This window comes from Methanosarcina sp. 1.H.A.2.2, assembly GCF_000979975.1.
Taxonomy (GTDB): Archaea; Halobacteriota; Methanosarcinia; order Methanosarcinales; family Methanosarcinaceae; genus Methanosarcina.
This window is the reverse complement of record NZ_JJQL01000059.1, coordinates 93,340-106,729: the sequence shown is the minus strand read 5'-3', so window position 1 is coordinate 106,729 and position 13,390 is coordinate 93,340. Positions and strand designations below refer to the sequence as shown.

General features: G+C 43.5%; 9 protein-coding genes. 4 read left to right on the top strand and 5 right to left on the bottom strand.

What is annotated here, in order from left to right:
• Window positions 1-276 precede the first annotated feature (276 nt).
• The gene (locus tag EO93_RS09190) at window positions 277-1,269 is read left to right on the top strand and encodes a hypothetical protein (RefSeq protein WP_048162139.1); all 993 of its coding nucleotides are present in this window, start codon (window positions 277-279) and stop codon (window positions 1,267-1,269) included.
• Between the two features lie 1,200 nt (window positions 1,270-2,469).
• Here the strand turns inward: EO93_RS09190 and EO93_RS09185 are convergent.
• Window positions 2,470-3,219, bottom strand: coding sequence for a KilA-N domain-containing protein (locus EO93_RS09185; protein ID WP_200898101.1), 750 nt, complete (start codon window positions 3,217-3,219; stop codon window positions 2,470-2,472).
• Window positions 3,220-3,403: 184 nt separating this feature from the next.
• Between EO93_RS09185 and EO93_RS09180 the strand changes: the two genes are divergently transcribed.
• Window positions 3,404-3,694 (top strand): nucleotidyltransferase family protein, encoded by a 291-nt coding sequence (locus EO93_RS09180; protein WP_048162138.1) that lies wholly within the window; start codon window positions 3,404-3,406, stop codon window positions 3,692-3,694.
• Between the two features lie 128 nt (window positions 3,695-3,822).
• Here EO93_RS09180 and EO93_RS09175 read toward each other — a convergent pair whose 3' ends face one another.
• Window positions 3,823-4,863: a Fic family protein gene (locus EO93_RS09175; protein WP_048162137.1), complete on the bottom strand. Its 1,041-nt coding sequence runs from the start codon at window positions 4,861-4,863 to the stop codon at window positions 3,823-3,825.
• Window positions 4,864-5,034: 171 nt separating this feature from the next.
• Complete coding sequence (locus tag EO93_RS09170) at window positions 5,035-6,213, bottom strand: DUF2117 family protein (RefSeq protein ID WP_235284184.1); 1,179 nt, start codon at window positions 6,211-6,213, stop codon at window positions 5,035-5,037.
• Window positions 6,214-6,379: 166 nt separating this feature from the next.
• On the opposite strand from EO93_RS09170, the gene EO93_RS09165 reads away from it, so the two are divergent.
• Window positions 6,380-7,072, top strand: coding sequence for a metal-dependent hydrolase (locus EO93_RS09165; protein ID WP_048162136.1), 693 nt, complete (start codon window positions 6,380-6,382; stop codon window positions 7,070-7,072).
• 130 nt (window positions 7,073-7,202) lie between these two features.
• Here EO93_RS09165 and cooS read toward each other — a convergent pair whose 3' ends face one another.
• Window positions 7,203-9,107 (bottom strand): anaerobic carbon-monoxide dehydrogenase catalytic subunit, encoded by a 1,905-nt coding sequence (cooS, locus tag EO93_RS09160; RefSeq protein ID WP_048162135.1) that lies wholly within the window; start codon window positions 9,105-9,107, stop codon window positions 7,203-7,205.
• A gap of 454 nt (window positions 9,108-9,561) precedes the next feature.
• On the bottom strand, window positions 9,562-11,319 hold the full coding sequence (locus tag EO93_RS09155) for a hypothetical protein (protein WP_235284183.1): 1,758 nt from the start codon (window positions 11,317-11,319) through the stop codon (window positions 9,562-9,564).
• A gap of 625 nt (window positions 11,320-11,944) precedes the next feature.
• On the opposite strand from EO93_RS09155, the gene larA reads away from it, so the two are divergent.
• Window positions 11,945-13,204, top strand: coding sequence for a nickel-dependent lactate racemase (gene larA, locus EO93_RS09150; protein ID WP_048162151.1), 1,260 nt, complete (start codon window positions 11,945-11,947; stop codon window positions 13,202-13,204).
• Window positions 13,205-13,390 lie beyond the last annotated feature (186 nt).

The following is a 13,390-nucleotide window of genomic DNA, read 5'->3' as shown; positions in this document are numbered from 1 at the left end:
CACTTCATCTTCTTCAAGTTTTATTTTTGCCATGAATGAAGATACAGATGGGATTCAAAGCTTATAAATAGGACTCAAAATTAAGTTGCCACGACACTAGAAAGATCTCTGTGGGGGTCGAAGCTAAAATCAACATATAAAGTTATACTGTTCGTATTAAATCACGATATTTGGCTCGATGGAACTTACATTGCTATACTTGGTAGTCAACAAATTTCGCGATGGTATGATGTAATCTCTAAGTCATCAAGAGAAAATAACGAAAAAATACAGAATATGTATGACGTTCGTCAGAAAAACTTACATTGGCAATCACAGTGGCTTAAATTTCTTACACCATTGCATCTAAAAATGAAAGGAGAAATTCCATATAAAGATCCTATATCTAAAGCTTTACTTATTCATCAGGTCAATCTAATCATTTTATACACCGCCTATAGAACAAAAGGGACTGAGAATAATCCAACCTCATCTACATATGTTAGTGCTAATCAGAGTGTTGAGCTGACATTTGAGAATTCCTTAGATCAAATCGGAAGTGATATCATTGCTAACGCTACTGATCTAATGGAAATATTGGAATGGGTGTATGATATTAAATGGTCAGGTGATCGTATAGGCTTCATACAGACTGTTGCAACTCAATATTTACATGCTGTCAGTCCTGTTACACGCTATCAGATGTTCTTCTATAACACTAAAAACATCTTAAATGAATTGAAATGGCACTGGCAAGCTTTCATTGATGGTAAAGTTGACAATTATACCTCACAAGTACAAATGCTGGAAGATTATGTTGCCAATACCGTCCAAAAATTTGCAGATCAAATAACTGGCATGAATAAAAGTTTATCAGATACTATGCTAGCAGCAGTAGGTGCGTTAATAGGCTCTTTCATCGCTGCATTATTTAAAACTACATTTAATCCCCAAATCTTTAAAATAGGTATGCTAGCCTATGCAGTTTATGTACTTTTTTTCCCCTTGATTTACAATATGATATATCAATGGGAACAGTACAAGACGATATGTAACAATTGTGATGTAAGAAAAAAACGCTTTCAAGAGAGGTTATATCCAGATAAAGTGAATGAAATTGTAGGCAAGCAGATAACTGATAGTGAAAAAAGATTTAAACGGTGGTTTTTCACGAATATCGCAATATATCTAATAATCGCTGTACTTGCTATTTTCTCTGCGTTTTGGTTGCCAGGATTTATTCAAGATACCACATTTTCTATCCAGAACGTTACTATCTCCTCAACATAAATTACTTATGCCTTTTGCTTTTAAATGTAAAAAGTAAAACTTACAGGCGATCTCAAAAGTGAACTTGATTCTACAATTCGGATAAAATATTCTATTATGAGGTCAATTCACATCTGAATTTCGGAAAAATATTCTATTTGAATTTCATGCGTCTTCGGTTAAGTGAGGAATCATGATAAATTACTCTATTTTTGTAACATTTCTCAAAAGCACATATTGATGTGAAGTTGGAACAGGGAATCGATTTTAGTTTTGTTGTTCGAAACTTGGGACTAATTTTTGCTCTAAAATCGATAGCATACAGCCCAAGTTTGACAGATTCTACTAATTAGTACCTTAGTTCCGCATTTTTAAGCGCATAAATGTCGCCTGATATCGGCTCATGTGCTTAAACTTAAGCACATCAGTTGCAAGGTAGAATCTATAAACCGCAATCATTAGACATCACCGATTTGCGGAAAAGAATATATGCGCCTAAAAAGGCGGAAGTTAGGTTAGTACAGTATTTTTGTACAAAAAACGCATTGTATCGGCACAGCACCTTTTGGGAACATGAGGGCGGTCTAAAATCAAAAGACACCTGATAGAACTTCAAATTGTGTGAAGACCACAGATGGCATGGAGCCCATTTATACATTACAAAATGTATGCTTCTGTCAAATTAGGGACACAGACAAGAAAACTCCTTAACCGATGACCAATGATTTGAATTTACAGTCAACCGTATCCATAATCCAATTGTAGAAATGGTCTGAGTTTTGAGATGGCCTGCTTTGGTTATTTTTACCTTTACACTCGCATTCTGAATTAACTAACCTATTTCCTTTTAACTGACTTTCCACAGATATCTTCAAAAAAGAACATTTTTTCTGCTATTGTTTTTGGAGAATGATTCGAAAATTTACAGTTATTATCTCAACTGAAGCTTAGAGAAATGCTGTTGGAAGTTTTCAATGAAGGCAAAAGGCCAAAAATTTTGGAAAATTTCAAAAAGAATATCGGTGTATTCAGAAATATGGTGTATTATAACAGTACAAGACTCAAAAACCTGTACAACATTGAATAGATTAATTATACGAGAACATAAAGGGATTGTATCAATAAATCCAGTTCTGATGGCTGACTGGTAACTGATTCAATTTATCCCTGTAGAATTGCCATTTTGACCTGCACTGGTCCATTAGCGTGAGAAAGCGAGAATTATGCGTCGGTTCCAGCAGAAGGTAGTTCATGGCTTCTCCTCTTTGCCTGTGGGAAGACGGGCGACTCAACACGGGTGGTGAGCGTCTGCATCTGGCGGATAGCTATCTGGTTGAGGCGCTTGAGGCGTTCTACCTGTTCCAGTTCCATGTGGATAAACTCAGCATTCATGCTCTCGATGTTAGCCAGCACGAGCAACTGTTCTACGGTGGCATGGTCGCGCATGTTGCCTTCAAGTTTGGGGTTGGCGTCACGCCACTGCTTAGCTGTTTTCCCGAAAAGAGCGACATTAAGTACATCGGCTTCGTTGGCATAGGTGATAGATTCCTGAGCAGGCGTGATCTCTGGAGGAATGAGGTGCTCCTTGATGGCATCCGTATGAATGCGATAATTGAGCTTAGAAAGGGTGCGGTTGAGGTTCCATGCAAGTGAGAGGCGGCGGTTTTCGTCTTCTTTAAGCCGCTGGAACTCCTTGATGAGGTAGAGTTTGAATTCGACGGATATCCAGGAAGCAAACTCGAATGCGATATCCTTGTGGGCGTAAGTGCCGCCATAGCGTCCGGTTTTGGAGATTATCCCGACAGCTCCTGTCTTTTCTATCCACTGCTTGGGGGTCAGGGTAAAGCTGTTCAAACCTGCCTGCATTCTAATCCCGTCGAATTCGACGGGATTACGGGTTATTGAGCTGCTCCCACATGCCCAGGAATTCCACAGTATTTCGGTTTCTGATCCAGTTGCGGATGAGATCATCGGTATGATCGGGGTTCGTTTCTGTCTTTTATTTTTCGTCTTTTTCCTTTTATGTTCTTCTCTCACTTTTTTGTCTGAAAGACCGCTCTCCTGCGTCGAGCGTGACAAGAATGATATGATACAGTGAATGATGTTGTATGGGTCGAGAGATCTATAAATTAGTCCGCTTGAACGAGCGGAGCGAGTGAAACGGACCGCGTACTCCCGAGGCGCAATTCGGGTGCCGAAGCGAAACTCGGGTGGGTCAACTAAAGTATCTGTTTTTGGGTCTTACGTTAGGGGAGAAGAGAAACCAGAAAGTGATATTGACGTCCTGGTTGAGTTTGCCGAACGGAAGAGCCTGCTCACTCTGGTAAATATAGAACTGGAGCTTTCTGACTACCTGGGCATAAAAGTCGATTTGCTTACTGAGAAATCGATAAGTCCTTATCTGATTGATGAAATTAAAAAAGAAGACAGAGTTATCTCTGAATGATGCCTTATATAAAAGTTGCTCAAATCCTATATATAATTAATAGCTTTTGAATAGCTTTTAAATAGCTTTTGAATAGCTTTTGAATAGCTTTTGAATAGCTTTTGAATAGCTTTTGAACTACCCTTCTATCAGAAATTGAGCGCGTAAATTACCTGCTGGCCTATTTTCCCATTTTGTTTCAGGAGTTTTTTGTCAAGCATATCCTGTATGTCACGATTTGCAGTGGGCTGACTGACATCACATATTTCCTGATACTCATTGCTTGTGATCTTACCATTTTCTTTTAAATATTCAATCGCTTTTATCTGCCGGCTGCTCAACCCTATCTGTCCGAATTTCTCTTTCATAGAACGGTCGCTGCTCAGCTTCAGGACCGTTTTTTCGACTCTGGAAATTTCCACGGCAATGCCGAAAAGGAAATATTCGAGCCATTCGGTCAAATCCCTGTCCCCGGCATCCGCACTTGAAAGGGCGGAGTAATAAGAGGTGCGTTCTTTGTTGTAGTGCTCTTCAAGAGCGAAAAACCGTTTTGTGTCAAAGCCTCTCTTTGTCAGGACCAGGGTGGCAAGAGCCCTCGCGGTTCTCCCGTTTCCGTCAACGAAGGGGTGGATTCTGGCAAGTTCATGGTGAGCGACTCCTGCCTGCACGGCGGGCATGAGGTCAAGGTCATCTTCGCTGTTAAGCCACTCGACAAGGGCTTTTGCCAGGGCAGGGACTTCAGCAGGTCCCGGTGGGGTGTAGGTGACTTTCCCGGTTTTAGGGTCTCCGACAACGACCCGCACTTTCCGGTAGTTTCCGGCAGAATCATCAGGAAGGATATTTTTTGCCGTAAGCCTGTGGATTTCCAGGAGAAACTCTTCGGTTATGGGTCCGTTTTCAGGTAAGGAATCGATATATTTCAGTACATCTACATAATTCCGGACTTCCTTTTTGTCCTTTTCGTTTGCAAGGACCTCTTTTCCCTCGATAATAAGCTCAACTTCCTCAAGAGTAAGGGGGTTTCCCTCGATGCTTGTCGTGTGGTGGGCCTGCTTTATCAGGGCTTCTCGCTGGAGTTGTTTTTCCCATGCCGGAATCAGAGGGCTGTTTATGATGACTTCTCTGGCAGCCTGGATCCTTGCAAGCAGGCGCACGATTTTGTTTGTGTACTTGAAATTTGGCTGAAACATCCATTTATCCGCCTTTCCATCCCTTATTAAAAGAGTTACTCCTTTTGTTATTAACTTAGCGGGAATTTATTTCCGCACTCATTGCGGATATTTCCATAAAATTGCTGCAAAAGATGAAACTGAATCCGAGACCCGGGAACCGTGAGTTCTATTTCAAGGGAGTTTGCTATGTTAGTATTCAAAAATAGCTTCAGTAGTTGGCTCTGCCAGTTTCAGCACATCTTCTTTAAAGGCGAACAGGTTCTCAAAAATAGCTGAATTTTGTCCTTTCAGGAGTTCCTGTTTCACTCTCTTGCCCACGATATCATCGCTTCCCTCTATCAGCCTGAGAACAACCGAGCCGGGAAATATTTTTGTCTCACAGGTGACATTATCGCAGTCCCCGTCTGTGATTCCAATAATCGGAATTCCAAGCCTGAAGAGGATGTCGCCTGCAATGGCTGTGGTGTCGTCTCCAACTGTAACTGCAAGTTCAGCCCCGGAAGCCAGTTCATAGGAATTTTCGGCGGCGTGGTCTATAAGCACAACTTTTCCTGCTCCTACCCTTCCCCCTCCCCAGGAAATAGGGCCTGATTTTTGGGAACTGGAATTTTGTTTTTTGGCATCCGGGAGTAAGGAATTGCTTCTTCGGATGTCCCCGCTTTTTACCCAGGCTCCGGAAAGGTCAACAGGGTCCCTTTTTTCGTAATTATGGAGCTTTTCAAGTCCGTGCTCCTTTATTTCTCCTCCTTCGATTGCGGTAATGAAACCGTTTTCGGAGATTATTCTTACCTCGGAAGATAGAGCTTTTCCGATTACAAGCCCGTTTACAAGGATGTTTTCTCCCGGAAATACACCTGAGATTTCGCGGATGATTCGGGCTTTTCCGGTTTTCGAGACGTTTTCTCTGGAAACAGGATTATGAAAGCTCAGAAGCTTTTCGGCAGGAAGTCCAAAGGCTTCAGAGAGTTTTTCAATGTAGCTGCCGGCTTTTTTGTTCAGGGGTATTAGCTTCCCGCCGGTACAGCCCGGGCTTTCTATCTGGATCAGTGGTTTCTTTTCAGGGTCCTTCAGGCGAGAGGCAACCTTTGCTCCAAAAATCATGCCTGTTTCGGGCGTTTTCCCCCTGTTAAGGAGGCATACAAGGTCTGAGGTTTCAAAAAAGGATTCAATGCAGGCGCTCGGCTTGAGGTGCCGGCTTATGTTTATAACATTTTCAAGCCCTGCATCAAGGACAGCTGTCTTTCCCATGGCTCCGCCAAGTTGAGCCTCTACTTCACCTATGCAGGAAAGCTTTTCCAGAACGATTTCCGCTTCTCCCGAATCGATTACTTCGGGCCCGTGGATTACCAGGCTGATTTTCATTCTCATTTGATTAACACTTAAGGGCACATGTTATATTACCCTTTATTCATCCCCTTGTGTGCTCCTGATACCTGCCTGAACAACGTGTTGTATAATAATTATCCGATTATTATCGAAAATTACATTACGCATTGTTACGTTCTGACAAAAACATAAGGAAAGAGGCAAAGAGATGGCTGACGTAAAAATTACCTGGCTTGGGCATGCTGCTTTTTTGCTCGAAGCCGAAAAGAAATTGCTGATTGACCCTTTTATTTCCGGAAACCCGAAAGCTCCATGCACCCCTGACGCTCTGGACCCCGACATCATAGCCGTAACCCACGGGCACCGCGACCACCTTGGAGATGCCATCGAGATCGGAGCCCGTACCGGCTGCCGGATCATCTCGATTCATGAGGTTGCAAACTATATCAAATCAAAAGGAGTCTTTGCCGAAGGCATGAACAAGGGGGGCACAATGGAAGTGGAAGGTGTGGCCCTTACCATGACTCAGGCGCTTCATTCCTCCTCAATTGATGCTTCAGGCTTCAGTTTCGACGGAGGTAGCCCGGCAGGGTTTTTGATAGGTATTGGCGGGCATTCCTTTTATCATGCCGGAGATACGGGTGTTTTCGGGGACATGCAGCTTATAGGAGAACTCTATGAACCCGAAATCGCCCTGCTGCCCATAGGAGACAGGTTCACCATGGGAATAAAGGAAGCCGTAAAAGCTGTGGAACTGATCCAGCCCAAAATCGTTGTGCCAATGCACTATAACACCTTTGATGTCATCAAGCAGGACCCTGAAGAGTTCAGAAAAGCTGTGGAAGCAAAAGTTGATACGAAAGTAATTATTATGGAACCCGGGGAATCGATCAAGTTTTGATTTTCAGGGGTTTTCTTTTTTCTTTCTTCTTTGTTCCGTTTCGTTCTTTTTTTCTTTCGTTCTTTTTTTCTTTTCTTCTATTTCTCAATAAAAATGAAGTGGAAAAAATAGAAGTAGAAAACCCGGGATTTCAGATCCCGAGCTTCTTTCTCTTTTCCATGATGTGCTGTTCGATCCCTTCAACTGCTTTTACTGCATCCATTTCCACGCTCAGGACTCCGCCTGTAACTTCCCGGCAACCTTCTGTCAGCAGTTTGACAAGGTTCGGGCCTCCGGTGACGGTCGGGACAGGATTTACATAGGTGTAGAGCCCGAGAGCCAGGGCAAAGATGGCGTCGATTGTGGCTTTTTGCTCCATGTATTCGGGGGCTGCGGCAGCAACAGGAAGGTCCGGGACAGGGACTCCTCCGAGGGCTCCGGAGATTGCTCCCAGGAGGTCGGCAAGCCGTCCGGTGTCGGTGCAGGTCCCGTAACTGAGTACGGGAGGGACTCCGAGGGCTTCACATACGGCTTTCAGGCTGTCCCCTGCAAATTCCCTGGCTTCGGGGGAGCAGAGGCCTGCAACCTGCATGGCTCCATTTCCGCAGCCCATAGACAGGACCAGGATGTTCCTCTTGATCAGTTCTTTTACCACCGCAACGCTGTCCACATCCTGCCCGGAGTCCCTTAATGTAGTGCAGGATACCATTCCGACCACTCCTTTGATTGCACCGCTTTTTATGGCATCAAGGAGAGGGTCGAGGGTGCCTCCGAGGGCGTCAAGAATGCTCTCGGTTGAAAAGCCGACAACTGCCTCTTTCATCGGGAGTTTCAGGGCGGTTCCAACCGAGCTTTTCCTGTTTTTGAAGTTTTCAATTGCCATATCCAGGAGTTTTGCTGCCTGCTTATCGGCTTCTACCGGGTTGTAGTTCAGGCGTTCGGTGATGCCTTCAAAAGCCACGAGTTCGCTTACGGGCATTAGTTTGAAGCCGTATTTTTTGGCGTAGAGGGGAGCTACCGGAAGCGAGCAGTTCATGTCTGCGGCAAAAAGGTCCACACTCCCGCTTGCGAGCACCGCTTCCTGGGAAATCCAGTTTCCGGTAAAACCGTAAAATACATTGTCTTCCTCCCACCTCTGGATCATTTCCTGCCCGGTTTCGATGCTGGCAATGATCCTCAGGCCTTTTGCCCCGGCTGCTTTTGCTTTTTCCTGCCATTCGGGCTTCCGGGCAAGCTGGACCATGGCAAAGCCTATGAAAGGTTCGTGCCCGTTCGGAAGCACATTTATGTACTCAGGGTCCAGCACGCCGAGGTCAACCCTCATCATGTGAGGTCTTGGGATGCCGAAAAGGATGTCCTGGCAGTACTCATTTACAATCTGGCTCTGGTATGCCATCGCAACTCCCAGGCGCATGGCTTTTAAGGCCAGGCTCACGTAGTACCCGTCCACGTTTGTCAGGCAGGAACTTGTTGAAAACATCATCTCCCCGTAGATCCCGCCCGGGAAGATGTCCAGTTCCTTCCACTTCTCTTTTCTTTCCGGAGGGGCAAGGAGCTCCACAATCCGGCTCGGCTCATAAGCAGGCCTGTTAAATTCTTTTTCTACAAACTCGCACAGGCGGAGAGCAACTTCGGAGTCCGTCCCGCTGGTTTCTAGCCCCAGCCGGCTTGCAAATGTCCTCAACTTTTCAGGTTCACTTATTTTGTAAGGGGTGTTGCCCTTTGCGGTTTCCCTCAAAGTCCGGATTGTCTGGTCTGTATGGTAGTGATAAGTCGAAGCCCCCATTACGTTCCTGAGCAGCATCATCCGCATTGCCATCCCATCAGCAGTGATCCCGCATACCCCTCTTTTGTCCTTTTCAGCGTCCGAACGACAGGGCCCGTTGGAACACAGGTCACAACGGGCTCCTGCCATACAGAAAGTGCATCTCTTGTCCGGAACTCCACCTATTCCCTGAGCCTCATAGCGGTCCCAGACATTTGTCATATTATCTTCCTTTATCCGCTCATACATCTTTTGAACGGACTCGTGATAGGAAATCCTTTCTTTGTCCATGGTTATTACTCCCCGGCTAACTGCCGCTCCCTTCTCCTTCTTACCTCAAAGATCAGGAGGTCCCCTCCAGGCATTACATTGTATGAACATTTTCTTATGAAGCAAATATCCATCAGTAAGCCTGGTTGCAGTTATCAGTATATCGGCGCAGGAAATATTTACAATTAATTAGAAGCACGGTAGCTGTTAAGGAAGTATGCGGACTGTTTGAATAAGAAATGTGTTAACTATTTGAATAAGAAATGTGTTGACTGTTTAAATTAGAAGCGTGCTGACTGTTATACTGCATTATACCGAATTTGAGAAAAGGTACGGAAAAAAAGCTAATCCCAGAAGGTGCAGAAAAAAAAGGCTGATCCTGGAAGGCACAATAAGAAAGGAAGAAGTTGTACCTGCGTTAGTTTTTTGTGCCTTCCATGGTTTGTGGAATTTATACCTTACTCAAAGTTATACATTATTCAACACTGTTTTCAACACTGTTTATATCTATCTTATAAGTGTGGTTGTCCTCAACCCGGAAAGTAATTGATTTATCCTGTTCCGTTTCATAATCGAGGGACTTTTCGAGTGTAGTGTCGTAGACCTGTGTGTCGTTTCCTGCAGTTATGTTTACGTTTACAAGAGCGCTGGCACCATTTGTATGTGCGTCGAATGCAACCAGTTTCTCATTATATTGCAGGTTTTCAAAACTTGCATCATATGTATTCCTGCTGATCTGGTTGTATTCATAAAATGACACTACGGTCATGTTGTTTGATTCATAGTTATCCACCCAGTCATGGAACTTTGAGCGGCTTATTGAGTATTTTATTGCAGGTTCCACGTCGAGTTGATGGGAGAATACCGGATAGGACATGCCTGCTCTTGACGCTGGCTCCCACCATTCCCATGTATCATCGTACAGGTTTCCTACATCCCTTTCCGCGTGAATTGCTGCGTCTCCGTTTCTCCAGGTCATTCCTAAGTTTTCGTATGCATAAATTGCATGAGTAAGGTTATCACGATTTCTCAGGCAGCACCAGCTTGTTGGTTTCTGGCCTAGTTTTTCAGACACGTACAGGTATTCTTCATCCATTACCCTGTATGCTTCTTCAAGTGGAAGGCTGTTTAACTCCTTTGTATAGTGTATGCCAACTTCCCAGGAATCGTTAACAACCAGATTGCGCAGGTACTCAACGTATGTGTCATTTGATTTCTCAAACATTCCCTTATCAAACCACATCGTACCTCTATACCCTTTGCTGTTCAGGTAGTCGATTCCTTCCCCGGTTGTATTCATTGGTAAAGGTCCGTCAAGTCCGAACGGGATCATCTTACTATCCCCGATTGCAGTTACGAGTTTCCTCTCCGTTGTCTGGTTTATATCGTATATGTCAACGTCAAGGTAAGTTCCTTCTCCAAGGATAAAAGCGGTGAACTTGATATATCCACTTGAAAAATCGATATAAGGAAGCTTTTGCCTATCTATATTATAGAACGGGGTAACTATGGAGTTTCCATCCTGTGCGTAAATTGTGTTTGTTTTGTTATAACCGTCAAATATTATTTTGAAACTTGTTTTTTCTGACGCGTCACCAAGAATAACTTTTTCGTATTTGGTTTCTCCAGAAGAGTCTCTGTAATAACTTTTAAGTATAGTCTGACCCTCGCTTTCTCGTATAATCAGTCTTGAACCCGGACTATCCAGTTCAACAAAGCTTTGCGGGTCATCTGCATTTATGTCCATTGAGATTTCATAGGCACATTTTACCATTGGGGTAAGGTTGCATATGTACAGGGCCCCTGCCTGCCTTGGTTCCTCGAGGTAGTGAATTATCGGGACAGAGGTACATTCACAAAAAGTAAAAATATCCAGGGTGCTTCTAAAGTGCTCCAGGTATTCATTGATTCCAAAACAAGAGATAGTATCCATACCCGGAAGCAAACTGCATGGAATTAGAGGAAAGTCTCTTACATTACTATACTTCAGCCCTGTTGAAGGGTTGTTGAAAAACAATTCTGATTCTTGCGTTGCATATATACTTGAATATAGTTTATCGTAAGCCTTTTCTCTCTGAACCTTTGCGATAAAAACATTAGCTGGAAGATTATTTATTTCAGAGTAGTTCTGTGAAAACAGGATGATGCTTCCCTGATTAATATTCTCAACCATTTTTGAGCTATCCGTATCCGGGGATGCGTATGCCTCTCCTATCCACAGGTAACTTATCATAAGTAGTATGAAAATAAACACTTTTAGATGACTACAATTCCTCACTAAATCACCAAAATTAATTTATAATTTCCATCTCTACACTCACCATGAAGTTTTATACCTTTTGACTCAACAACCTTCGGAAGGGTATTCTGGAAGCTCTCCGCTTAACTGTTTTTAAAATTATATTTGGAATGTTTGGGTCTTGCTGATGTATGTAAATTTTTTCATTATCCGAAATTTATATTTTCCAGTAAAAACTTCATTTTATCTATTATCACCTGTAAATTAATGTTTTCTTTTCCATTCGATTTGTTTTTATATAAATACAATCATGAACTTCCTCAAATAACAGGCACAAGGAAATGAAAGTACTTCTCAAGTTACAGTACTTTTATGCCAGGAAAGGGAATCATAGGGTTATTGGAATAACTATGTGAATTTGTGAGTAATGTTCATCTATATCTCAATAACGGTCTGAATTTGGGGTTTAAAGCGCAGATTTAAATTATATTTAAAACATAACTTTGCTATAGTTTACCTAACTATAGTTACCTAACTATAATTTACCTAACTATTGTTTACCTAACTATTGTTTACCTATAACATTTTATAGCATCAATACGAAATCACCGGCATGAACATGACTACAAATATAAAACAGATTCCACTAGCTTCCGGAAGCGGAGTTTTTGAGCTGAATATCCCTGAGAAAAACATTTCCAGCTTGATCCTGCCTTCGGAACCTGATAAAAAGGAGGATGGGGCTCTTTTAATCCGGAAAGCGCTCGAGAATCCCATAAAAAGCAAGAGACTTTCCGAGATTGTAAACCCGGAATCCAGAATTGCAATTATTGTGAGTGATGTTACGAGGCCCACTCCCACTGCAAAAATTCTTCCTCCTCTGCTTGAAGAGCTTTATTCAGGGGGAGCAAGGGATGAGAACATCACAATTATCTTTGCTCTCGGGCTTCATCGCCAGCAGACTGAAGAGGAGTCAAAGAAACTGGTTGGGGAGGATATCTACAAAAAAATCCGGTGCATCCAGCACGACACTTCCAGGTGCAAACGGATTGGGGTAACCAGCCGTGGCACTCCCATTGAGATATTCGAAGAAGTTCTTGATGCTGATTTTGTTATTGGGACAGGGGGAATCGAGTTCCATTACTATGCAGGATATAGCGGTGGGGCAAAGTCCGTACTTCCCGGCGTAAGCTCTGAGGAGTCTGTGCTTACCAACCACAAAATGATGATCGAGGAAAACGCGGTTTCCGGAAGGGTAGACAGTCCTGTAAGGCAGGATATGGAAGAAGCTGCAAAGGTCTTTGGCCTTAAATTTATTCTTAATGTTGTGCTTGACAGCAAAAAAGGGATAGTTGCTGCCGTTGCAGGTGATTTTATCGAAGCCCACAGGAAAGGGGTCGAGATTGTGGACGCCATGTATAAAGTGTCCGTAGAACCTGCAGATGCTGCGGTCGTTTCCTGCGGAGGCTATCCTAAGGACATCAACCTCTACCAGGCAAATAAAGCCCTGGACAACGCAACCCAGGCTGTAAAAGACGGTGGCTCGATCATCCTTGTAGCGGAATGTGCCGAAGGGATAGGAAACCAGATCTATGAGTGCTGGAACATGGAATGCAAAACTCCGGAAGATGCAATAGAGCGCTTCAAGCACTGCTTCGAGTTCGGAGGGCACAAGAGTGCAATCGTTGCAAAAGCCGCAAAGAAGTTCAAGCTTTACCTTGTCTCGAAGCTTCCGGAAGATAAAGCCAGAACCGCATTCTTTACTCCGATGGCAAGTGTGCAGGAAGCCCTGGCTGCAGTCCTTTCAGAAAATCCTGATGCAAAGGTTCACTTGATGCCTCATGGGGGGCAGACCCTGCCTGTCCGAAAAGAAAATTGAAGGATTCTAAAGAGAACACAACAGGTCAAAGCGGCAGAAATTTCGGTCTCAGTTCTCTTTAAAATCTGTATTTCTTTCTTTTTTTCAGGGCCTCCAGACAGGCTGGTGGAGGCGCTTGTATTTACCTGTGAATTAAAAAACGTTTATCGGGGCTAAGGAAAGTATTCTCTCAGCCCCGGAGTATTT